This is a genomic window from Archangium violaceum (genome assembly GCF_016859125.1).
In the GTDB taxonomy this organism is placed as follows: domain Bacteria; phylum Myxococcota; class Myxococcia; order Myxococcales; family Myxococcaceae; genus Archangium; species Archangium violaceum_A.
In genome coordinates this window covers 3,638,202-3,661,929 of record NZ_CP069338.1, presented here as the reverse complement: position 1 = coordinate 3,661,929, position 23,728 = coordinate 3,638,202, and the positions used below count along the sequence as shown (strand labels likewise).

Genomic DNA, 23,728 nt, shown 5'->3' with positions numbered 1-23,728 from the left:
CTCCCCCCGGCTCATCGCCTCCGCTGCTTTCGACGGATGGCCCGGGCTACGGGTTGGAGATCGCATCCGCCACCGTTGGACGCGCCCATATCCCCCAGGTCATCGGCCACGGTCACCATGTCGGTGAAGGTGACGAGGCCAGGCTGGTAGTCGCCATTCGACGAGGTGGCGATCTGATTGATGATCGAGGGGAAGGCACTCTGGAAGGCATTGAGGGACGACCCCATGCTGCCCGTGGTGTCGACGACGAAGACCACGTCCATGGGACCGCACTCACAGGGGTCGACACCTTCGGCGGCCTGCGCCGAGGGCGCCATCAGCCCCGCCTGTCACCCGGCGAATCCATCTGCATCAACAAGGGCGTGTTCTATGGCTTCAGGCATGGCAGGCCAGCAAGCCAGCGAAGCATCCGCCGGTCGTGATGGACGAGGCCCGCGGGTGCCCCTCTCGAAAGCCCCGGCCACCAGGGCTGGCAGGGGACCTCCCCAAACTCCGGATGGCGGACACCGGGCCGAGTCCCATCCTTGATGCTGGAGGGAGGTGTCAGGTGGGCGCTTCGGCATGCAGCCCGCGGGAGCTCGAGCTCGACAACGTCCTCATGGCCGGCGTGAAGGGCACGGTGGACGTCCATCTGTCCTTCTCCCCCCTGGCCGAGCAGAAGAGCGGGAGGTGCCGTAGCCTCCAGGCTCACCGGGCCTGGGGAGGGCTCCCTGCATGAACAACGAGCCTTCCGACGAGCTCTTCGCCCGGAGTGGAGAGAGGGGTGCGCTCCTCCGGAACATGGACTGGGCGCGGACGCCGCTCGGTCCCGTGAGCCAATGGCCGCGCCTCCTTCGCACCGCTGTCAGCATCTGCCTCAGCCAACGCTTCCCGACCCTCGTCTTATGGGGGCCAGCGTTCGTGCTGATCTACAACCATGGGTACACCTCCATTCTTGGAATGAAGCACCCCTGGGCCATGGGCAGACCCTTCGGCGAGGTCTGGCCGGAGGTCTGGAGCAGTCTGGAACCGCTGCTCCTGGAGGTGGTCGCCACGGGAGTGGCCTCGTGGTCGGAAGACATGCCGCTCCATATCCATCGCAGGGGGTTCCTGGAGGAGACCTACTTTACCTTCTCGTTCGCGCCCCTGAGTGACTACGGAGGGAAGGTCAGCGGAATCTTCTGCTCGGGAAACGAGACCACGGAATACGTCATCGCCGAGCGCCGGCTGCGGACCTTGCGAGAGCTGGGAGAAGCCGCGCTGGGGGCGAAGACCGTGGGGGAGGCATGTGCCGCGATCGCTCGCTCGCTGAGCCACAACACCGCGGACATCACCTTCTCGGCGCTCTATCTGACGGCGAAGGAGCGGACACACGCGCGGCTCATGAGCACCTCGGGCATCCTCGAGGGCCAGGCCCTGAGCCCCGAAGTCATCTCGTTGAGTGACGAGAACGCACTCTGGCCCCTGGCGAAGGTCGCGCGCGGTGGCGCCGTGGAGATCGTCGCGGAGTTGCCGCCACGGCTCGGCGAGCTGCCGGGAGGAGCCTGGCCCGAGCCCACGCGGACCGCGCTCGTGCTGCCCATCGTTCGCACGAGGGAGGAGCACCCCCATGGCTTTTTGGTCGCTGGCTTGAGTCCACGCCGGCCCCTCGACGAGCGCTATCGGACTTTCTTCGAGCTCGCCGCGGGGCAGATCGCCGTCGCGGTGGCGAGTGCCCGCTCCTACGAGGAGGAGCGCCGGCGCGCCGAGTCCTTGATGGAGCTGGATCGGGCCAAGACGGCCTTCTTCAGCAATGTGTCACATGAGTTCCGTACCCCTCTGACGCTGATGCTCGGGCCGCTCGAGGACGCGCGAGCCTCTCCGGAGAAGGTGCTTCGAGGCGAGGCCCTCGAGGTCGTCATTCGCAACAGCGAGCGCCTGCTGCGGCTCGTGAACAGCCTCCTCGACTTCTCGCGCATCGAGGCGGGACGCGCCGATGTGCATTACGAGCCCACCGCGCTCGACACCCTGACGGCGGAACTGGTCAGCAGTTTCCGGTCCGCCACGGAGCAGGCCGGGCTGAGGCTCGTCGTGGACTGCCCGCCCCTGCCCGAGCCGCTCTACGTCGACCGGGACATGTGGGAAATGATCGTCCTCAACCTGGTGTCCAATGCCTTCAAGTTCACCTTCGAGGGAAGCATCACCGTGAGGCTGCGTGCGACGGAGCGGCACGCCGTGCTCGAGGTGGAAGACACGGGGGCGGGTATTCCAGCGGACGAGCTGCCCCACCTCTTCGAGCGGTTCCACCGTGTGCGAGGAGCGCGTTCCCGCTCCTTCGAAGGGAGCGGCATCGGGCTGGCGCTCGTGCAGGAGTTGGTCAAGCTCCACGGTGGGACGATCGCGGTCGAGAGTCAGGTGGGCCGAGGCACCCGCTTCACGGTGTCCATCCCGCGTGGCTCGGCACATCTCCCGAAGGAGAAGCTCCAGGTGGGGCCGAAGCAGGAGTCCACCGCGACAGGCGCCGGGCCCTACGTTCAGGAGGCGCTCCGGTGGCTACCCGAAGGCACGGAGGAGGAGCCTCGGCCCTCCTCCAGGGTGGAGAACCCCTCCGGCCGGGTGCTCATCGTCGACGACAACGCGGACATGCGCGACTACCTGCAGCGTGTCCTCGCTCCCTTCTTCCAGGTCCAGAGGGCGGTGGATGGGCTCACCGCGCTCGAGGCCGCGAACAGCCAGCGTCCGGACGTCATCGTCACCGACGTGATGATGCCGGGCCTGGACGGGCTGGGGCTGGTCCAACGGCTCCGCGAAGACCCGGGCCTCCGCACCATCCCCATCCTCCTGCTGTCCGCCCAGGCCGGTCCCGAAGCCGCCGTGGGCGGACTCGACGCGGGAGCGGATGACTACCTCGTGAAGCCATTCTCCGCCCGGGAGCTGATCGCGCGGGTGCGCTCCAACCTCGAGCTCTCGAGAATGCGCCGGGAGCTCTTCCGCCGCGAGGCGCTCGAGGCCGGCCTCCGGGAAGCCGTTCACGCCCGGGACGAATTCCTCTCCGTGGCCAGCCACGAGCTGAAGACGCCCCTGACCCGCTTCCGCCTCCAAATGGAGCTCGTGGGGCGCGGCCTGAGCGAGGAGAGCCGGGCGCGCGTCGGGGCGCGACTCGAAACGGCCGCCCAGACCGTTCAGGGATTGGCCTCGCTGGTCGAGACGCTCCTGGATGTGTCGAGGATCAACACCGGCCAGCTCCACCTGCACTTGTGCGAAGTGGATTTGAGGGAGCTCGTGACCGAGGCGGTCGAGGCCGTGCGGGACGAGGCCTCGCGTGCCGGCAGCACCCTCTCCTTCCAGGGGGAGGCCGCCGTCATCGTGACATGTGACCGCCCGCGCATCCGCCAGGTCATCCAGAACCTGCTATCCAACGCCGTGAAGTTTGGAATGGGCAGGCCCGTGGAGGTGAGCCTCGGAACGCAGGGGGGCACAGCCAGGGTGACGGTGGCCGACCATGGCATCGGCATCGCTCCGCTAGACCGCTCCCGCATCTTCGAGCGCTTCGAGCGCGCGGTCTCCTCACGCCATTACGGCGGGTTCGGCCTGGGGTTGTGGATCGCCCGGCAGGTGGTGGAGGAGCACTCCGGGCACATCACGGTCACCCCTACGCCCGGCGGCGGAGCCACCTTCACCCTCGAGTTGCCGCTCGACACGGGGCCAGCCTGATGCCCGTTCAGGCAGTCGCCTTCTCGGACGGACTGCCCGGCTGCCAGGCGCTGTCCTCGAGCTCGGGGAAGGTCACCTTGCATTCCCCGGGGACGACGTAGTTCTCGCGGGCCTCGCCGCTCGAGTTCAGCCGTCCCTCCCGGACAGCGCCATCCGGCAACTCGACACGGTAGCGCGCGCCCGGCACGGGATTGCCTTCATCGTCCACCAGCCGGATGAGGATGAAGGTCCGCTCGGGCTCGGGCTCGGGCTCGGGCTCAAGCTCCGCGAACCTGGGCTGGGGCCTCACTCGCGCGACCGGCCAGGCCTGCGGCAGGGGGTGCTTGATTTCGAAAGCCACCAGTTCGCCAAACAGGAAGGCGTCCTGGAGGCGCTCCTTGATCCGCTGATCGTACCGGGTGCGCTCCTGCACGGTGAGACCCAGAGGGAGCGTTCCTCCGAGGGACTCGTAGATTTCGTGCAGGGTCCGTGAGGGGCCCGACGTCAGCCATCCCTCCAGCAGGGAGGTGACGAAAACCCCCGGTACCTGTTGGCCGATACGTTCTCCCCTGGCGCTCGAGCCACGAAGGATGACGTAGTCGGAAAATCGCCCAGGTACTCGCCAACGCGAGTGAAAGATGTGCGCCATGAGAGCCCCCCTCGTTGCGAACTCTACGCCGGATTCGGCTCCTTCGCTCCCCTATTTCTCCTGGAGCAGCAGCTCATGCGCGAAGACGAGCAGTGGCTGCATCGCAGCTCGAGGGAAATGCTCGCAGTAGGGTTTCAGGTCATCAGTTGAGACGTTGAACCCTGGTGCTGCGAGGTCCAGCGAACGCTCGTGCAGGAGACGATCCTCCTCATCCGCATCGGCTGGAGGAGGGCAGGGGCGCGCGATGAGCGCGGTAGCCTCCGCACGTACGGGCGCGAAGTCCTGCGTGTCACAACGCGGCCCCTGGTCTCCCTCGGGAGCGGTCACCTGTTCGACGAAACGGGCGAGGAGATCTTCCAACCGCAGCAGCGCGAGCGTCTCCCGCTGGTCGTAAACGAGGTCTTTTCGCGGGCTACACTGCTCGCGCAAGTTGTAGAGGGTACTGATGAAGGCTTGCATCCGGGGGCGGACAGCATCCACCCAACGACGTTCCTGGCGCGGTAGCCTGGCAAGCAGAGAGCGGTACCCTTCGACCCGGCATTTCTTGTAGTAGGCAGCAATGTCTCGCTGCACGTCGAGCAGATAAGGCCGCCCCCGATAGGGGGGGTGTAGCGGATAAGGAAGCCCTCGGGCCCGAGTTGTAGCACCTGCTCACAGGGCACGGACTCGATCCGGGCTTTCACCGCGAAGTAGCTTGACGGAGGATCATATGGGTCAGCGACCAGGTCGCGAACTCCCGCGCCCCAGGCGCCGATGTCAGCGGGCTTCGCGGGCGCTGGAGGCGCAGTCTGTGCCTGTGGGGCTGGCGCTGCGCCCACACACGCACCGGAAGGAGCGGTCTGAGTGACCGCAGGCGTCGGTGCAGTAGGGGTGGATGGCGTTTTCGATGAGGCATCCGCTCCCCGGCAAGCCCCGATCGCTACGAGGAGCAACACCCCAGGTAGAGACGGCGTACGAGACCAGCTCGACATTGTGGACCTCTCTTGCGTTCGGCTCGCCGGCATGGCCCGGCGGTGGTGTCAGTTGCCGGCCCCACCAGCCAGCGGTGGGGGGCGGGCGGCGGACTTTGCACGCTCGGGTAGTTCAGCCTTGGTGCTCTCGTTTTCAAGCATGAATCCGATGACGCCACCGCCCTTTATTTTGCCCAACTCGTCGCCCTCAGCGAAGTCCATGCCTCGGCTGAGATAACGGCGGGGGAGGATATCACGCAGGGGGAGGGCTGGGGCCGAGAGGACCGGGTATCCGTAGCCAATCTCGGTAAGCAACTGGCCCCAGGGCGTCCGGTTGGCGTGCTCAGTCTCATAGTGCCACCACTCGAGAGCTCGGCCGATGCCCGGCGTCGGGATCTCAAGCAAATCCCCAGGGTTGAATGTGAGCGCACCGACCTTCGCCTCGTTGTCCTCGAGCAGTTCCGGCGTGAGTACGGTCTCGGCGCCGGGAGGTGGGCTGTCCAGGTCGAAGTAGGGCTGGAGCACGAACGTCCAATCATCCCGCAACCGGGGAGCGGACTTGAACGGTTTCACCCGACGCTCGGCCTTCTTGCCGGCCTTGCGTGCTTCCTTCTCCTTCTGTGCCTCTTCCTCGCGGGCATCAATAGTCGAGATGAATTTGGCAAGAGCCGTCTCGAACTGAGCAAGCACCGTCTGCCCCTCTATTACATCACTCACATCGATGCCTTCCACGCTGCGCCCTACGCGAACGAGCTTGAAGCGCTTGCTTGAAAATGTATTGAGCAGTGTACGCACCTGCTCCTGCTCGTCTTCACGCATTGAGAGGCTACATACCATCCTCGCACTGATGAACATTCCCGCAGGCTCTGGATAGATGGCCGCTGGCTCCCGAGTCCTCTTTTGTCTGACTTTAACCTCGCTCGCTTTTTTGAGCGTACGCGCCCACATGAGGAGAAAGGACCTGTCGACTGAATGTACCCAATGCGCGACTCGCCCCTTTTTGGACGTAACGAAGAAGAAATCGTCGTCACCGTCAGTCCCTTCCGAGCCCATGCGCTCGATGATGCCTGCAAGTGGACCAAGATGCCCATCCACGCGAATTTTCTGGAAGGGCGTTTTGACCTTGGCCCCCGGGTCGGTGCGAGGATCGCGCCAGCCGCCACGGTTGGCCCCGATGCGCAGCAACCCGCACATGAAGCCGAGCGCTGTCAGGTTGAGGAATGAGCACGCCTTATCAGGGACGCCCGCGCGCTTGAGCACCTCCGTCTGGTCAAAATAGTCGAGCACGCCGTTCTTGATGTCCGCCGAGGCTTCCACCTTGGCCCCATCATGTCCGCCATCCGCCTCGAACGGGTTGTAGACGAATTGCGTCACGTTCAACCGGAAGAGAGCGCGCAGGACGCCTTCACCCCCCATATCGACGAGCGCCTCGGCCACCTCGCGGCAGCGCTTGAGTTCGGGTCGCGAGACGATAGCTACCTCGACCAACTCTTCCCATGAGGCGGTCTCCCGTCGCGCGAGTTCCTCGGTATCGGGCACCGGCTCCACGCACTCCGGCAACATGGGGCCACCCCACAGTTCATCGGCCACGGAGCTCTTGTCGGGCGGTAGGCTGTAGTTCTCTGATGGCCCGAGAAATGCTTCGCCAGAGATACGGGCTTCAAGCTCAGGAGAAGGCTCCGGTACGTAGCTACGCAGCACCTGACGGAATCTGGGTCTTCGGTACGTCGAGTGGGCAGGGTCGAGGAACCGAGGCCGTGCGCACGGGGAGGACTTGGGGTTCAAGGGTGTGCGGAGCCGCGCGATGGCCATGGGACGCAAGTCCCCGCGAGAGTTCGAGGCATGAATGAGACAGGGGCACGACCTGGGGTGCCAGAAAGCCGCGGCTGTGCATGACAGGGCGCCTGGCTCCGCTGCCCTGCTGGCCGGGTTGCAGTCGAATCTGTCGGCGCTCCGGAGCTCGGTCCCCAGCTGCCTGCTTCTACTGCGAGGGGCTACGCCGCTACTGGCAGGGGCGGAGTGAACTCCATGCCTCCGCAGCACAGCAGTATCATCGCCCTGAATGCCTTGGGATTGCGGAAGCCATAGGCGCGACGGATGAGGGCTCGAATCTTGTTGTTGATTCCCTCCACCACTCCGTTGCTCAGCCCCGTCTCGACATAGGCGAGAATGCCGTCCTTGTGCCGCTGGACTGTCTTCGCCAGCTTCGCGAAGGGGGCGAGCCTGGAGTGGCTGGCCCACTGACACCACTTGTCCAGGTGCTCCGAGGCCCGCTTGGGCTGCACGTAGTCCATGCCCCGTGCCAGGCTCTCCTTGAGCAGATAGGCCCGGTAGAGCGTCTGGTTCGTCTTCTTCAACTCGCTGAGCTTCTCTCCCTGGCGCACCGTCAGGTTCCACGGATTCTTCAGCAGCGCCCAGCGGCTGTGCTTGAGCGCCTTGCCCTCCTGGCTCCCCGCCTGCTCCCGCACCTGCTGCCGGCGCACCGTGTCCAGCGCTTCGTTCGCCAGCTTCTGCACGTGGAAGCGGTCGAACACCTTGCGCACGTGTGGGGCCCGGTTGCCCACCGCCTTGCTGAAGGCCGCCGACAGGTCCATCGTCGCGTGCGTCAACTCCTTCGTCCTCTCCTCTCCCAGCTCGTCGAAGAAGCCGTTGAGCGTCTCTTCGCTCTTCCCTCCGCCACCCAGACGACTCGCGAGCGCAGGTGGTCCACCACCAGACTCACGTACTGGTGCCCGGCGCGCCAGCCCAGCTCGTCCACCCCAATGACTTGCAGCCCCTCCAGGCGCCCAGGCGACAGGCGCTCCTCCACCAGTCGCTCGATGATGGTGCCCACCGTGCGCCAGTTGATGCCCAGCAACCGGCAGATGGACGACTTGTCCAGACGTTGCGCCTGCCAGGCCACCAGCTCCTCGAAGGCGTGCGTGAAGCTCGAGCCGTGCGCCGCCCAGGGCACCCGCTCCACCCTCACTCCATGCTCCCGGCAGCGCACCCGGCGCGGGGCGTACCGCAGCCAGAAGATGGTTTCTCCCAGCGCCAGGTGCCGCCACAGTCGTCCAGGTTTCGTGTCGTAGCCTGGGGCGGGCCGGCCGCACACTCCACAGCGCGGCTTGCGCTGGCGGGGGCGCACCTGCACCACCAGTCCCCCGGGCCGCATCTGCACCCCGCGCACGCTCATCCCCTGGATGCGCAGCACGCGCCCCATCACCTCCCCCACACTCGGCCCCGCCACTCCCCGCCTCCCCGCCAGCACTCGCAGGGGCGGCACGCACTGCAACTCCGCGACCAGGGCTCTTGCGAGAGTGACAGCCACCTCTCCGCACTGCCCCTCTCCTGTCTCTCACCGGAGACCCTCCGTCCATCCTGTCGCGCCCACCTCAGCTACAGAAGATCCCGGAATCTCTCCTCGATCTTCCACAAGATGGTTGGGTCTGCCCGCAGTTCCACGGGTGGAGCGCCGAGTCGATTCTCCACCTCCTGGGCAAGCTGTGCCGGGTCAGCCAGATAGCGGAACGGGTTGAAGATGGAGTGACCGTAAAGCCGCCAGCTGATGCGGTAGGCACTGCGGACCGGAGTGTCCGTCTGCTGAGCGCGGTCAAACTGCTCTTTCGCTACTTTCAGCCGAGCCTCCGCCGCCCGGACTTTGACCACCTCGGGTAGCTCCGGCTCCCCTGGTACCGCTGCTCCCAGTGCCCCTTTTTCCAACGTGGTGGAGATTCGCTCGAGGTGGGCAAGCCGGGTCTCGCACATCTCCAGGTGCGACTGGAGGCCGGCTGCGTCCAGCCAGACCTGGGTTCGCCTTGGCCGGAGGTCGTCCTTGAAACGAGGGACCTTCACCTTGCGCCCGGCTCCCTCCACTTGCTTCGCGGACGCATCCGCGATGTCCTGCCGGGTGTTGGTGATCCGCGAGCGCAGGGCCTTGCTCGCGCCAGTCCTCGCAGTCTCGAGTTTCTTTCTAGCCCCGTCGAGCTCGCGTTCGAGCCTACCGATGGCAGAGCGGGCATCCCAGTTCCAACTCGCCTCGAAGCGGATGGGGAAGTGGGCCGCCGGCAGCGAGAAGTCGACCACGTTGTCGTTGCCACCGACGAGTGTGCCCTTGACAGCAAGGTCGACGGCATTGCCAGTCTTGTGGATGGAGCACTCGGCACGGCCTACTCCACCGGCTGCCTCGGCGTTGCGGAACACGTGGGTGAAGGACAGGCCGTACTCGCAACCCAAGGACTGCGAGAACTCGCGCCACAGCTCAAAGGCGAACGCGAGTTCGGGCCGGGCCCAGTCAACCCAGCGTGCGCCGCTAGCCTTTTCATCCGTTGCGGGAAGTTCGATAAGCACCACGCCGGGCTTGCGCAGGCCCTCCTCCAGCCACGTTCGGATGGCCGTCGACGTAGCCACGTCCACCACCCCTTGCTCGTATCCCCGTTCGTCCAGCACTGGGGCGCGCTTGACCGTGGAACCAATGAGGTATGCCCAGCTGTTCTTGGGCTTCTTGCGATCGCCGCTGCGCGAGGGTTCGAGCGCGAAGGCATAGGCGAGCGCCTTGTCCGCGAGCTTGAAGGCCCATGGGCCGGACGCGTCGTACTGGAAAGCCGTGACGGCGGAGGCACAGACCAGGTCGAAAGTACCGCGATTGGCTGATGCGATCCTGGCACCGCCTTTCGACTTCCAGCCTCCGTAGGGCGAGTTTCCGCCCACCGGGTAGCGCAGCCGACCGAGGTCGTCCTTCAGACGACCCACCGCCTCCTGTACCGAGGGAAGGGAGGCGTGCGGCATGTCGACGTAGAGCGTCCAACCGCCATAGCGCTTGGGGCCGGGTGGGAAGTAGTCGGCGGGCTCGCTGGTCAGCCCGTCGAGGTTCAGGGCATCGACGGCGGTGTCCTGCTTCGTCTCGAGAGTACGCAGCAGCGTCTCCGGTTCTCCCCACTGAGCGAAGCCGTACTCGTGCGGGTCCTCACCACCGCTGAGCCAATCGCACAGGGCCCGCGCGAGGTGGGCGCTGGGATGACGGATGAGACACGCCTGCATCCGGGTGCCCAACGACAGCTTGACGCTGTCGGGATTGCGGTTGACCGGAGGGAGGGGAGGCGGCGGCACGCCCCGGTTCTGCTTCTTGGCGTTCCATTGCTTCTCGTGGCGGGCTTGTGCCTCGGCCTTCGCCTGCAACGCTGCGTGGATTTCGTACCAGGGGTTGACGTTGGTGACAGGCTGCAGGAAGCCGTCGGGGTCCACGAACGCGAGGCTGAACTCCTTCTCCGCGCGTTCGCGGGCAGAGCGCTCCTCCGCCCACTCGTCGGGGGCCGCGTACGCCAACTCCACCACCTTGTCCGTGGGTGAGCCACTCCCGGCCGGTGGCAGCACGCGAAAGGCCATGAAGAGCCCGGTGAGTGGCTCACCACCAGACAGGGCGCGTACCGCGTACTTCATACCCAGGTAGAAGCGCTTGGGCGTGAACGCCTCGGACCAGCAACTCGACTGGCTCACAGGTCCTCCTGGTCGAGATAGACCCCGCCATCTTGCGGCAGCAGCGCAAGCGCAGGCTCCTCCGAGGGTTGGGTTGGCGAGGACTCCGAAGGCGCGGGGGGCACGGAGGGCGGTTGGCGTGCCGTCCAGGACGAGGCCAGCTTCTTCCCACCGAGCAGCACACCCTCCCGACACACCACGAGACCGCGAATGGCATCGTAGAGTTGATCCCCCACCTTCACCGACACCGTATAGACGCCAAAGGGGACGTCGCGGAATCCGAAGAAGAACAGCCGCTGTTCTTCGTTGCGCTCCACGTCCGGATCATTCGAGTAGAGCACCTGGACCACACTGCCGTCGGCCCGGCGCAACCACACCTCGTCGTCCTGGAGCGGGTCGTCATCGAGGTCCATCTCGAGCGGGACGACCACATCCATCCCACCCAGCACGAGCACATTGCCGGCCGTGTCTCCGGGCGCCCCCACCATCACGTCACGTACATCATCCACTGCACTCCCCCTCTCACTGCGTTGAATCAACTGGTGTGCAGCTCCTCGAGCTTGCGGAGCGTCACATCGTCGGGTTTGCCAGTCACCTCGAGACCCTGGTCGGCCTGGAAGAGCGCCAGCGCCGCGCGTGTGGACGGCCCCATGCGCCCCTCACCCGTGCCTCCGTCATAACCGAGGTTCCGCAACCGGGCCTGTACACCGCTGAGGTTCCCCTCCGGTATGTCCCGCAGGGGGTTGAGGTGGGACAGCCTCAGTCCCACCTTGAAACCGCCTGTCGCGAGCACGACCGACCGCGCACCCACCGGCACAGGCACCTTGAGCAAGCCTTCGCCGTCCGTGGTCCAGGCCTCCTGGCCCTCGGGTGGAGGCCAGGAGCGGCCGTCCACCTCCAGTTCCACATGAGCGTTTTCGAAGGGCTTGTCGCGCACGTCGCGCAACGTCAGGCGGAGCTCCTTGCGCGGCAGCGTCACCTGAAAGGTATGCGTACGGCCGGTGACGCGATTGACCGTCTTCGGCTTTGGGTCCGGAACGACGACTACGTCGCCAGGGAAGAGCACGTTGGGGTTGGGCCGATTGCGGCGCAGCGTCTCGTTGTCCGGGTGCTCGTAGAGGGTGCGCCAGTTCGCGAGGCCGTACTGGCGCGCGATACTCACGAGACACTCCCCCTGCTGCACGATGTGCTGTCTCGGCACGGTGCCCCCCTTCCGGCGCTCGACCGCGGCACGAGTGGTCAGGCCGTCACTTCAACGAGGGGGGAATTCGTACCCCACGGAGTGCCCTTTCGCCACCCCCACCTCGTGGGCTCAGGACCCGGGCAAGGACCGAGGGGGCTCGCTCCCGGAAGACCACCGCAGCGCAGGGGACACCTCGAGCGAAGGGCTGGTGCCCCAAGAGAAATATCATCTCTCGAGAAAGCATCATCCCGGGGTCCTACGCCGCCGAAGGAGGCAAAATCATTTCAGAGAACGCTTGGATGTCCGGGAATTCAGGAGCAAGCTCGGCTACCACCACAGCACGGACGGAATAATGAACCCACTGAAGAAGAGCCTGCCACTGTGTGCACTCCTGGCCCTCGCGGCGTGTGGGCCTCTCGAGGATGAGGTGCCGTTCTCCGGAGACGAACTCTCCACCCGGGAACAGGAAGCGCTCTCCGCGTGCCAGGCGCCCGCCGACGCGAAGTGCTGGGCGATGCTCCCCACGGACACCAACTTCGGTGGAAGGACGACGTCCTGGAACCGTCCCCACTACGCGCTGCGCCCCAACACCCCCACCAAGAGCAACCTGGTCGTGATGCTCCACGGAGCGGGCTCGAGCGCCGGTAATTTCTATCACATCAACGAGTACACCACCGCGCAGACCAGCTTCTTCGCGAGCGCCGTGAACAAGGGCTATCGCGTGGTTGGGATTACCCACCGGAACTCTCCGAACATCCGGGAGGTGTGCGGCACGAACGTGGATTGCCACCTGCCCACGCGCCGCACCTTCATCACGGGCGTCGTGCAGCCGGGCTCCGCCGTGACGGATATGGGCTACTACGACGGCATCGAGGCCCGCCTCATCCGGCTGCTCGTGTTCATGCGGGACAGCCAGGATCCGGCCGGGGGATGGGGCGCCTACCTCACGCCCTCCAACTGTACGGGAACCAAGAACACGGCCATTCCCTGTGGCATCGTCTGGAACAAGCTCATCGTCGCGGGGCACTCCCAGGGCGCGGGGCATGCGGCAGTCATCGGCAAGGATCACCTGGTGGACACGGTCGTCATGCTGGCGGGCCCGACGGACCGCACCCCCGTGCAGACGGTCCCCAGCTACACGCTCTCCTCGAGCGGACTGGCGACGCCCGCGGGTGGAGGGAACTACCGGGGTCTGGTCCATACGAAGGACAGCTTCCTGACGGCGTCGACCACGCATTGGGGCGCCACCCGGTTGAACGCGGGCTCCTACGGGAAGACGACCTCGAGCACGGACGTCCGCTGCGTCGAGTCCCCCCACACCTGCGTCATCGATAGCGACTCGTTCTACACGACCTGGCAGGGCTTCTGGCCCTAGTGAACAGGGAGTTGTGGGTCGTGGCCGCGCCAGGCTCAACACCACGCCTGCTGGGGTGACCCCTGCCCCAGGGCCCGCTTCGCAGGCCGCGTAGGCAGCCCCAGGTGCTCCACAATGGCGCGCCCCCGATGGGTGCTGTCACACCCGGCGCATGCCTCCACACCCGGCACGGAATGCCCTCCATCAGGCAGGCAATTTTTCGTTCGTGGCCAGACAGGAACAGCCGTTCGGCCCACGCGGCCAGCGGCTCTGACGTGTCAGCCAGCACCGCTGACGCGTCAGCCCTTGTCTTTTGACGTGCCAATCATGCGGCACGAGGGAGTGCCTGGCACGGCATGGGCTCTGCATCGATAGGCGCACTGTCTGGACGCGAATATCTGGAGAGACCTCATGCCTCCTCTCGGTTGGCTTGTCTTTGCTTGCTCGTTGTCTTCGTGGCGCAAGCCAATGAGGCATTGACAGACATGACAGACCTGGCGCTATCATCCTGGCGGGCTGAACAACTTCAAAGCCCAAACAAGGAGGATCGATCATGAAGGCTTTCTTCTACATCGCGGTGGCGCTGGGCTTGTCCAATCCGAAGAAGCTGACGCGCCAGTACCAGGCCATCACGCCTGGCGGCGGGTACTGAATCAGCGGCAGAAGTCATGACTCGAATCGGCCAGCGGCGAGCTCATGCTTCTGGCCGATTCTCATCGCGTGAGCGCCGGCTGTCGGTGAGAGGGGAATTTTCGCATGACTACGCTTCATGGAGAGCCTCCCGGCCCCGAGGGTGCATGGGGCATCGCCAATGTCGCGGACTTCCACGCCGACCCGCTCAGGTTCGTGACCCGGTGCGCCCGGGAGTTCGGGGATGTCGTTCGGTTGGGCCAGGACAACTATCTCCTCTGCCATCCCCGCGACATCGAGCACGTCTTCGTCAACAGCCAGCGGAGCTTCGCGAAGGAGACCGGGCAGAAGCCAACCTGGGCCAAGACCGGCTCGTATCACTATGCGCTGATGCACACGGACGGGAAGGATTGGCTCTACAAGCGCAGGCTCCTCCAGTCTTTGTTCAAGCGTGATCGCGTCGACACCCGCGCGGAGCCGATCGTCGAAGCCGCCGAGGAGATGATCGCTTCCTGGCGCCCTGGGAAGGTGCGCGCGCTCGAGGGCGACGTCGCGCCCCTCGCGGCCCAGGTGGTCGGGCGGTTCCTCCTGGGTTCGGACCTCAGCGCCAACGAGGTCCGGCGGGTCACTTCCTTCCTGGCGTGGAGTTTCCGGCCGCTCCCGATCCGGATACCGCGCTGGCTCCCCACGCCGCAGAACCTCCGGTTCAGGTGGTCGGTCTGGCAGTTCGACCGGGCGGTCTACGGGCTCATCGAGCGACTCCGGGAGCGGAGCCGCGGCTCGTCCAACCTCCTCGAGCTGGTGCACCAGGCTCGCGATGGGGAGGATGGATGCCTGGCCCCCCCGTGGTACCCCCGCGACGAAGTGGCCATCATGCTCCTCGCCGCACACCAGCCGACGGCCATCGCGCTGGCGTGGACGCTCTACCTGATGGCGCTGCACCCGGAGGTGGATGCGCGTGTGGCAGCCGAGGTGGAGCAGACGCTGGGCGGCCGGCGCGCCACGGTCGAGGATTCGGACCGCCTGGTCTACACGGCGGCGGTCATCAAGGAGTCACTGCGGCTCTACCCCCCTGTATGGATGACGGCCCGGGATTCCCTCCAGGAAGGAGAGCTGGGCGGCTATCGGATTGCCGCGGGCGTCAGCCTGGCGCTGAGCCCCTGGGTGACCCACCGGGACCCGCGGTGGTTCGTGGACCCTGAAGCGTTCCGCCCGGAGCGCTGGCTCGATGGCTCGCTCGAGCGGCTCCCCAAGTTCGCGTACTTCCCCTTCGGGGGTGGCCCGCGCCTCTGCATGGGCGCCTCGCTCGCGAAACTGGCGCTGGTGCTCGTCATCGCGACGGTGACCCGCCGTTACCGCCTCACGCTCGCGGCAGGCGCGAAGGTCTCTCCCTTCGCGGCGGCTTCCTTCCTCATTCCTCAGGGTATTCGCCTGGTGCCAACAGCTCGGACCTGAGGCGAGCAGGGGCCCACATCAGCCGCGGGGTCGTCCGCGCCCGGTTGAACCGGGCGTGGGCGTTGGCGGGGTAACGCGTCCCGCATGCCCTGCGAGACCTTGGCGCCCGGCCGGTTGGCACCAAAGAAGGGCACGCTGAGGTCCTTGAAGAACTGCGAGCGATCGGCGACGACATGGGCCCGGATGCCGTCGAAGACTGACGTGCACAAGGGATGAATCGTGATTCGAGGGTCCCTGGAGGCGCCTCCCGGTGGGTGTCGGCGTCGTTGCCTCCGGGCCCGGCTCGGTCACGCGCGGAGATGCTCCGTGACCCACGTCACAATCTCGTCCGCGCGCTCTCGGGCGAACATGTGGTCCCCACCCGCGAGCACCCGCAGCCGGGCCCTGGGCAGCAGTTGCTCGAGACGACAGCCGACCGCCACGGGACTGAGGGGATCCGCATCGCCCCAGAGCAGCAACGTCGGGATGGAGATCCGGTGGAGCTCCGCCGAGAGGTCCGTCCGGTCGTTCAGGAGCCAGTCCGCCGCCTTCGGGTACTCCGCGCGATAGGGACCGCGCCAATCGCTGGCGCCGAGGCTCGCGACATCGATGCCGCCGGAGGTGGCCGTCAGGACCAGATGGCTGATGCGCTCCGGATGGGTGAGCGCCAGCCGCACGGCGACGACGCCGCCCATCGACTGCGCCACGACCACGCTCGGGCCTTCCAACCCGCGGGAGGCATGGGCGACCGCATCGTCGAGGCTTCGCACCGACGGGTCATGCGGCTCGAGGCCGAGGCCCGGCCAGCTCAGATAGGTCTTGCGCCAGCTCGCCGGCAGCAGCGCGCCGAGCGGATGCCAGAAGGACGCGGCACCTCCAGCGCCAGGAAGGAACAGGATGTGAGGGCTCATGGGGCTGACGACCATGCCATGCTCAATCAGCCAGGTGCACCGTCTTCTCCTTCGCCACGCGGACCACCAGGCCGCGGATGAAGCGGATGGCCTCGTCGTCCTCGACCGTATTCCGCCAGAGAAGCTCCATCGGCGCGCTCCCCAGGCCCAACGGCACCGGCAGGGGCGCTGTGCGGAGGTTCGGACGCAGCGACGTGAGCTCCCGAGCGACCACGATGGGAATCGTGGCGAGCAGGGCACTGCCCTCCACCAGGGCACCGATGCTGTGGAACGTCGGCACCGACACCCGGACGCGCCGTTGGATGCCCAGCATGTCCTCGACGATGCCTCGCAGGTCCGCGTTGTACGAGACGATGACGTGCTCGTGCTCGAGGTAGCGCTCCATCGTCAGGCGCTTCCCCAGCCGGGCGTGCCGGGGGTCGTAGAGACACACGAAGCCTCCCGTGTAGAGCGAGAGGCGCCGCGTATCGGCCGGCAACTCGTCCGCCACCGTCACCGCGAGGTCCACCGCCGAGGAACCCAGCGCCTCGGCGATGGTGCGGAACTGCACCGGAATCACGATGAGCCTCATGCGCGGAGCCTCCTCGGCGAGCACCCGGAGGAGCGGCGGGAGGAGCCACGTCTCGTTCACGTCCGACAATCCGAGCCGCACCGTCCGCTCGCTCGTCTTCGGGTCGAAAGTCCCTGGAGAGACAGCCGCCTCGACGAGTGCCTGGAGGTGCGGCCGGGCCGAAGCGAACAGACGCTGCCCGCGCGCCGTGAGCGCCAGCCCGCGCCCCGCTCGGACGAACAGGGGCGCCCCCACCGCCGACGTGAGACGCCTCAGCGCCGCGCTCACCGCGGGCTGCGTGAGATAGAGACGACTCGCCGCCTCCGTGACGCTGCCCGCTTCCGCCACGACGACGAAGACACGGAGCAGGTTGAGGTCGAGATCCTTTTCATAGACGCCGTGCATGATTCGGATACATCCTATTCATTGGATTTCAGCGTGTCGATCCATAGTCTTTGCGCAGAAGGAGAGACGAACGATGAGCACGCACGAAGCGAAGAAGACGCAGCGGACGGTGAAGCTGGGCGCCACGGGACCCGAGGTATTCCCGCTGGGGCTTGGCTGCATGGGAATGTCGGGCATGTACGGCGCGACCGATGACGCCGAGAGCATCCGGACCATCCAGGCCGCGATCGATCGCGGCGTCACGTTGATCGACACGGGTGACTTCTACGGAATGGGCCACAACGAGCTCCTCGTGGGGCGTGCCATCGCGGGCCGGAGGAACCAGGTGCAGCTCTCCGTGAAGTTCGGCGCGCTCCGAGGACCGGATGGGAGCTTTGGCGGGAATGACACGCGCCCGGTCGCCGTGAAGAACTTCATCGCCTACAGCCTGACCCGGCTGGGGGTGGACGTCATCGACATCTACCGCCCCGCCCGGTTGGACCCGTCCGTCCCCATCGAGGACACCATCGGCGCGATCGCGGATCTGGTGAAGGCGGGCTACGTGCGCCACATCGGGCTGTCCGAAGTCGGCGTCGAGACCATCCGCCGCGCCCACCGCGTCCACCCCATCGTCGATCTGCAGATCGAATACTCACTCGCGAGCCGCGGCCCCGAGGCGGAGATCTTCCCCGTGCTCGAGGAGCTCGGCATCAGCGCGACACTCTACGGCGTCTTCTCGCGAGGCCTGCTCACCGGCAGCAAGCCGCGGGGACCCAGGGACTTCCGCGCCCACCTCCCCCGCTTCAGCGGCACGAACCGGGAGAAGAACGAGGAGACCGTGGCCGCCCTTCACCGCTTCGCCCAGGAGCGCGGCATGACGCCTGGGCAGCTCGCGGTCGCGTGGGTGCTCGCACGCCAGCCGGCGTTCGTCCCCGTGGTCGGTGCGAAGACCCTCATGCAGCTCGAGGACTCGCTCGGCGCCCTGGACCGGCCGCTGTCGAAGGACGATCTCACGGCGCTCGATGCGCTCGTGAAGATCTCCGGCGAGCGCTACTCACCGGAGCAGATGAAGCACCTCGACAGCGAGCACGGGTGACGCGCCCGCCCTCCCGTGGCAACTCGCGCAACCTACTTCTCGTGGGACTCCAGGGAGTATGACGACCCCCTGGACGCGGAGTAGGTGCGGACCTCGTGGAACGCCCGAAGTCCCGCGGGCCCTCACCGACACTGCCCCAAGCGTGGGCTCGTACTGTCGGCGTCGATGTCGTCAGCCTCGATGCCGGAGAAGAGGGCCTGCGGGCGGCAGTTCATGGTCCAGCGATCTCAGCACTCCACCGGCCTCCGCTCTTCTCGATGAGCCGCAAGAGAACTTCATCTCCAGCCGATAGATGCCTGGCCCCCATGGGAGCTTCCGCATACCCGTGTCCAGAGGGAAACGAGATCGTGAAGATCGCCCGATGGCCTTCCACGCGTTTGAGCGCGGCCCAGACCAGGTCGTCAGCGCGTGACCAGGAAGAAAGCCAGGAAGCGTCCTTCTTGAGAAGGTTTCCCTGCGCTCCCATCGCCAGGTCAGGGGTTGCATCCATGCGCGGCCAAAGGCTCACAACAACAGCCGGTCTTCCGCTCGCCCCCCATTCGCCGCGAATCCCCTGGTGCCCCTCGGGGCGAGGCAGGCGAAGGAAGCGAACGCCGTAGAGGCCTGCCCGCACGGAAACCTCGGCCATGGGTTCCTCCACGGCGTAGGCCCTACGTGCACACAAATATCCCGCCTCGACAACAACGACATCGCCTGATGGTAGGCGAAGACTTCCCCCACCCGAAGCCAGACCATCCGGCATGGACGTGCTACCCACCTGCTCCACCTCCACCCCACCCCAAAAACGTCCGGGGCCCATATTGGCAAACCAAAGCCCGCCCGCCGTGCACAGTTCCCTCAAGCGGAGCGTTTCCCTGTCATAGACGTGCTGCCAGGAAACCCCGGGGTAGTCGAACGCCAACTCCGACGTCCCCTGTTCGTCGAGGGCGACCATCATCGAGAACAGGTCTTCGTCTGACAACGCATTCAGCGTCTCCCGATCAGCAACGACCAGACCCCCATCCACCTCGCAATCCGCCTTGAACTCGAGCACTGGCCACCTCACATGGGCCGGAAGGTTACCACCGGGACGTGACCTTCGAAGCCCCTGGAGCATGGAAAGGAGAGCAGAGAATGGGCGACGGCCCGGTTCCCTCCGAGGGGAAGGCCCTGCGCTTGAAGCATCGCTCACAGACAACCTCGAGGTCGTCGAGGATGCCGTGATACTCGCGCGTCTGCTCGGTTTCGCTGAGCTCCCGCTCCGGAACTGGGAGCCCCCTTCGCGCAACACATTCGTGGCAGAAGTAGAGGACCAGCCAGACCTCGGGGGAGGGACCGTCCATCAAGAGCGGGTACTTCGCGAAGGCTGGGAGCTCGGACCCCACGTCGACCGCATGGCGAAGATGCTCGCAGACGTGCTCGATTCCGCGCAGGCCATGGTCCTCGCAGCGCATGATACCCATGTCATTCCTCGTGATGAGGGTTTCCCCGCGTCAAATACTCCCGAGCAGGGGGCCGTCGAGTGGCGAATCCGTCACTTACGGGGAAGGTGTCCGACTCCCTTGGCCCGCCGCATGCTTGGAGTGGGGCTCGCCATGTCTGGACCGCATGACCTCTTCGCCCGCTACACCTTCGGCCACCCCGAGCGGGCCGCCGCCGAGCTGCGCGCCGTGCTGCCCTCTCATGTCGTCTCCGAGGTGGATTGGGCGTCCCTCCGGCGAGAGCCCGGCAGCGTGGTGGACCCGGAGCTGAGGGAGACAGAGAGCGACCTGCTCTTCACGGCTCGACTGCGCACGGGCCACCCGCTGCTGCTGTATGTACTGCTGGAGCATCAGTCCTCGGTGGACAGGTGGATGGCGCTGCGCATGCTGCGCTACGTGATGCGCCAGGTGGAGCACTGGCGCCAGGAGCACCCGGAAAGCGCGCAGCTTCCCCTCATCATCCCACTCGTCATGTACCACGGACCGGATGGAGCCTGGACCGCGCCGCGCCGAGTGGAGGATCTCTTCGAGTTGCCGGAAGGGGAGGAGGAACATCGGGCGAGGTGGCGAGCGCTAGTGCCGCGCTTCGAGTACCTGCTGGATGACCTGACGGTGGAGCGGGAGGAGGCGTTGAGAGCGCGCCCAGGACCACCGCTGGCCCGGCTGGCCTGGCTGGTGTTGCGTTACGGACGCACCGACGAACTGGCCCGGAGGCTGCCGGACTGGGTGGCGCTCTTCGCGCAGGTGCAGGCAACGCATGAAGGGGCCGAGCACCTGGTGGTGCTCATCCGTTACCTGCTGTGGGTCGGGGACGCGGCCGTCCATGAAGCGACCGGGCGGATGTTACATTCGGTACTGGATGAGCAACGAACGGAGGAACTGATGCGGAGCTATGGCGAGGAACTCATCGAGCGCGGACGCCAACAGGGCCGGGAGGAGGGACAGACCCTGGGGCGTGCCGAGTACGTCCTGCGGATCCTCACCGCGAGGGGTCTGCACGTCGATGAAGCGGCCCGGCAGCGCATTCTCACCTGCACGGATCTGGCGACCCTCGATCGCTGGTTCGACCGCGCCCTGAACGCCGCCACCCTGTCCGACGTGCTGGACGACCTGGCACAGTAGAAGACCGGGCGACCCGAGGGAGGCCTCGGGACTCCTGTGTGTACTGGAAGACGTCGTCCCGCGGACGAAGCGCCTTCCCGCGGCCCCGCCGATTCGCCCCTCCAGGGGCGGCTCCTTCCTCATGAGGCATTCATGACGTGGCACGTCGGAAGACGCGTGTCCGCGCATGTCCCATGGGAACTTCGGGCACCAGGGAAGCGTGTCCCCGTCCCCACCTGGGCCGTCATGACGCATCGCATCGCCCCCCTCTACTCCCAGTGCACGTTCCCCAACACGCCGGGTCTGTCGCATCGCGTCAAGCTTTTCGCGTTTCCCAGGGCTGGATATTGGTATAAGACATTTTTTTGCTCGATTTACTATTTCTTCTCGTATTCGAGCGCTCCCCCCTGGAAGGACATGCAATGCTCAGAAGAGTCGCATCGACGATGTCCGTGATTGCCACCGTGGCAGGCGGTATCGGCTCACTGATTCCGGGTGTATCCCTCGCGGCAACACCCATTTCGCAGGCGAACACCACCCTCTTCGGTCCCCGGGTCTATGTCTTCGATCCGACCATGGCGGCCTCCGACATCAACGCGCTCGCCAACTCCATCTTCGCCCAGCAGGAGGCCAATCAGTTCGGCGAGGAGCGCTATGCCCTGCTCTTCAAGCCGGGCTCGTATGCCGTCGACTTCAAGGTGGGCTTCTATACCCACGTCGCCGGTCTGGGGCAGAACCCCGACGACGTGAACATCAACGGCGGCGTGAACGTCAATGCCGCCTGGATGCCGAACGCCAACGCCACCTGCAACTTCTGGCGGGCGCTCGAGAACTTCGCGGTCACCCCGTCGAATGGCCAGACACGGATCGCCGTCTCCCAGGCGGCCCCCCTGCGGCGTCTGCACATCAAGGGTGAGTTGCACCTGTTCGACTTCGACTCGAACTGGAACGCCGGCTGGGCCAGCGGCGGATTCCTCGCCGACTCCGTCGTGGACGGTCAGGTCGTTCCCGCGTCGCAGCAGCAATGGCTCTCGCGCAACAGCAAGTGGGCCAGCTGGGGCAACGCCGTCTGGAACATGGTCTTCGTGGGTGTCAACAACGCGCCGACGGGACAGTTCCCGGAGCCGCCCTATACGGTCATCGAGAAGACGCCCATCATCCGGGAGAAGCCCTACCTCTATGTCAACAGCGCCGGCCAGTACAACGTGTTCGTCCCGGCCCTGCAGACCAATACCCAGGGCGTGAGCTGGGCCAATGGCCCCACCCCGGGTCAGTCCATCTCCATTGATCAGTTCTACGTCGCGCGGCCGGAGACGGACAGCGCGGCCAGCCTCAACAACGCGCTGAGCCAGGGCAAGCACCTCTTGTTCACCCCCGGCATCTACCGGCTGAACGACACGCTGCGCGTCAACAATGCCAACACCATCGTCCTGGGCATCGGCCTCCCCACGCTGATTCCGACCAGCGGACAGCCGACCATCTCGGTCGCCGACGTGGACGGCGTGAAGCTCGGCGGTCTGCTCCTCGAGGCCGGTACGGTCAACTCGCCTTCCATCCTGGAGGTCGGTCCCACGGGCAGCTCGAGGGACCACTCGGCCAACCCCACCTTCCTCTACGACCTCACCGTCCGGACCGGTGGCGCCTTCGCCGGCCGGAATGACGTGGGCATCAAGATCAACAGCCACAACGTCATCGGCGATCAGCTCTGGCTGTGGCGCGCGGACCACGGAGAGGGAGCCGCGTGGACGACCAACCCGACCAAGAACGGCCTCGTCGTCAATGGCAACAACGTCACCATCTACGGCCTCTTCAACGAGCACCACAACGAGTACCAGACGCTGTGGAACGGCAATGGCGGCCGGGTGTACTTCTACCAGTCCGAGATTCCCTATGACGTCCCCAACCAGGCGTCATGGATGAGCAAGAATGGCACGGTGAACGGCTTCGCCTCATACAAGGTCGCCGACACGGTGACGAGCCACGAGGCGTGGGGCCTGGGCGTGTATTCGTACTTCCGGGACGCGGCCGTGAAGTCGGAGAACGCGATCGAGGCGCCCAATGTGCAGGGCATCAAGTTCCACCACATGACGACCATCTGGCTCAACGGCACCGCCGGCAGTGAAATCACCCACGTCATCAACGGGCTCGGTGGCCGGGTCTACGCGAACTCTCCCGCCGAGGCCATGCGGCAGACCGTCACCGAGTACGCGGGGACGGGGACGCCTTCCACGGGCGATACCCAGGCGCCGACCGTGCCGGCCAACCTGACGGTCGCGTCGGCGACGAGCAGCCAGGTCACCCTGAGCTGGACCGCCTCGACGGACAACGTGGGCGTCACCGCCTATGACATCTACCGCTTCGGCATCATCATCGGCTCCACGTCGACGACCTCGTACACCGACTCGGGTCTGTCGCCCTCGACGCCCTACAGCTACACGGTGAGGGCGAGGGACGCGGCCGGCAACGCCTCGGCGGCCAGCAGCACCGTCAGCGTCACCACGCCGAGCGGCAACACGGGAGCGGCGCTGTCGCGGACCGGCTGGACGGCCAGCTCGTCGCCGTCGAGCAGCGAGCCCGCGTCGAACCTGCTGGACGGCAGCATGTCCACGCGTTGGACCACGGGAACGCCGATGGCCAATGGCCAGTCGCTCACCATCGACATGAAGGCCACGAAGACCTTCAACAAGATCACCATGGATTCCACCGGCAGCGACGGGGACTATGCCCGTGGCTATCAGGTGTTCGTGTCGAACGACGGAACGAACTGGGGCACGGCGATCGCCACCGGAACGGGCACCGGACCGGTCATCACCGTGAGCTTCACGGCGCGCTCCGCCCGCTACATCAAGGTGGTGCAGACCGGCACGAACTCGTCCTGGTGGTCCATGCGCGAGTTCAACGTGTACAACTAATCCTCCTCA

General features: G+C 66.0%; 18 protein-coding genes. 6 read left to right on the top strand and 12 right to left on the bottom strand.

All coding sequences use genetic code 11. The features are described 5' to 3' along the window. Positions 1 to 11 precede the first annotated feature (11 nt). A complete protein-coding gene (locus tag JQX13_RS15715) occupies positions 12 to 263 on the bottom strand; it encodes a hypothetical protein (protein WP_203409825.1) in 252 nt (83 codons plus the stop codon). Positions 264 to 714: 451 nt separating this feature from the next. Here JQX13_RS15715 and JQX13_RS15710 point away from each other — a divergent pair, with 451 nt between their 5' ends. Further along, positions 715 to 3,672, top strand: coding sequence for an ATP-binding protein (locus JQX13_RS15710; RefSeq protein WP_203409824.1), 2,958 nt, complete (start codon positions 715 to 717; stop codon positions 3,670 to 3,672). Positions 3,673 to 3,679: 7 nt separating this feature from the next. On the opposite strand, the gene JQX13_RS15705 is transcribed toward JQX13_RS15710, so the two are convergent. The 8 genes from JQX13_RS15705 to JQX13_RS15670 form a co-directional block, all read right to left on the bottom strand. Further along, on the bottom strand, positions 3,680 to 4,300 hold the full coding sequence (locus JQX13_RS15705) for a carboxypeptidase-like regulatory domain-containing protein (RefSeq protein WP_239014770.1): 621 nt from the start codon (positions 4,298 to 4,300) through the stop codon (positions 3,680 to 3,682). Positions 4,301 to 4,351: 51 nt separating this feature from the next. Then, positions 4,352 to 4,759, bottom strand: coding sequence for a hypothetical protein (locus JQX13_RS15700; RefSeq protein ID WP_203409823.1), 408 nt, complete (start codon positions 4,757 to 4,759; stop codon positions 4,352 to 4,354). A gap of 560 nt (positions 4,760 to 5,319) precedes the next feature. Further along, entirely contained in the window at positions 5,320 to 6,840 is a 1,521-nt protein-coding gene (locus tag JQX13_RS15695) for a hypothetical protein (protein ID WP_203409822.1), read from the bottom strand. A gap of 404 nt (positions 6,841 to 7,244) precedes the next feature. Further along, positions 7,245 to 7,883, bottom strand: coding sequence for an ISL3 family transposase (locus tag JQX13_RS55930; protein WP_343211151.1), 639 nt, complete (start codon positions 7,881 to 7,883; stop codon positions 7,245 to 7,247). Continuing rightward, positions 7,856 to 8,479, bottom strand: a complete 624-nt coding sequence (locus JQX13_RS55925) for a helix-turn-helix domain-containing protein (RefSeq protein WP_203409821.1) — start codon at positions 8,477 to 8,479, stop codon at positions 7,856 to 7,858. Before JQX13_RS55925 ends, JQX13_RS55930 begins: the two co-directional genes overlap by 28 nt. Before the next feature lie 149 nt (positions 8,480 to 8,628). Continuing rightward, positions 8,629 to 10,725 (bottom strand): hypothetical protein, encoded by a 2,097-nt coding sequence (locus tag JQX13_RS15680; protein ID WP_203409820.1) that lies wholly within the window; start codon positions 10,723 to 10,725, stop codon positions 8,629 to 8,631. After that, positions 10,722 to 11,213 (bottom strand): hypothetical protein, encoded by a 492-nt coding sequence (locus tag JQX13_RS15675; protein ID WP_203409819.1) that lies wholly within the window; start codon positions 11,211 to 11,213, stop codon positions 10,722 to 10,724. The genes JQX13_RS15680 and JQX13_RS15675 overlap by 4 nt, the downstream gene beginning before the upstream one ends. Positions 11,214 to 11,239: 26 nt before the next feature. After that, on the bottom strand, positions 11,240 to 11,866 hold the full coding sequence (locus tag JQX13_RS15670) for a peptidoglycan-binding domain-containing protein (RefSeq protein ID WP_203409818.1): 627 nt from the start codon (positions 11,864 to 11,866) through the stop codon (positions 11,240 to 11,242). Positions 11,867 to 12,590: 724 nt separating this feature from the next. Between JQX13_RS15670 and JQX13_RS15665 the strand changes: the two genes are divergently transcribed. After that, positions 12,591 to 13,262, top strand: a complete 672-nt coding sequence (locus JQX13_RS15665) for a hypothetical protein (protein WP_203409817.1) — start codon at positions 12,591 to 12,593, stop codon at positions 13,260 to 13,262. Positions 13,263 to 13,997: 735 nt separating this feature from the next. Continuing rightward, entirely contained in the window at positions 13,998 to 15,326 is a 1,329-nt protein-coding gene (locus JQX13_RS15660; protein ID WP_203409816.1) for a cytochrome P450, read from the top strand. Positions 15,327 to 15,613: 287 nt separating this feature from the next. Here the strand turns inward: JQX13_RS15660 and JQX13_RS15655 are convergent, their stop codons facing one another. Beyond that, complete coding sequence (locus JQX13_RS15655; RefSeq protein ID WP_203409815.1) at positions 15,614 to 16,216, bottom strand: alpha/beta fold hydrolase; 603 nt, start codon at positions 16,214 to 16,216, stop codon at positions 15,614 to 15,616. Positions 16,217 to 16,238: 22 nt separating this feature from the next. Continuing rightward, the gene (locus JQX13_RS15650) at positions 16,239 to 17,171 is read right to left on the bottom strand and encodes a LysR family transcriptional regulator (RefSeq protein ID WP_203409814.1); all 933 of its coding nucleotides are present in this window, start codon (positions 17,169 to 17,171) and stop codon (positions 16,239 to 16,241) included. A gap of 73 nt (positions 17,172 to 17,244) precedes the next feature. On the opposite strand from JQX13_RS15650, the gene JQX13_RS15645 reads away from it, so the two are divergent. Continuing rightward, positions 17,245 to 18,246, top strand: coding sequence for an aldo/keto reductase (locus JQX13_RS15645; RefSeq protein WP_203409813.1), 1,002 nt, complete (start codon positions 17,245 to 17,247; stop codon positions 18,244 to 18,246). A 211-nt stretch (positions 18,247 to 18,457) separates the two neighbouring features. On the opposite strand, the gene JQX13_RS15640 is transcribed toward JQX13_RS15645, so the two are convergent. Beyond that, positions 18,458 to 19,279 carry a hypothetical protein gene (locus JQX13_RS15640; RefSeq protein ID WP_203409812.1) on the bottom strand — a complete coding sequence of 274 codons (822 nt, stop codon included), beginning with the start codon at positions 19,277 to 19,279 and terminating at the stop codon, positions 18,458 to 18,460. Positions 19,280 to 19,820: 541 nt separating this feature from the next. Here JQX13_RS15640 and JQX13_RS15635 point away from each other — a divergent pair. Next, a complete protein-coding gene (locus JQX13_RS15635; protein WP_203409811.1) occupies positions 19,821 to 20,828 on the top strand; it encodes an Rpn family recombination-promoting nuclease/putative transposase in 1,008 nt (335 codons plus the stop codon). A gap of 425 nt (positions 20,829 to 21,253) precedes the next feature. Further along, entirely contained in the window at positions 21,254 to 23,719 is a 2,466-nt protein-coding gene (locus JQX13_RS15630) for a discoidin domain-containing protein (RefSeq protein ID WP_430384179.1), read from the top strand. Positions 23,720 to 23,728: the final 9 nt, after the last annotated feature.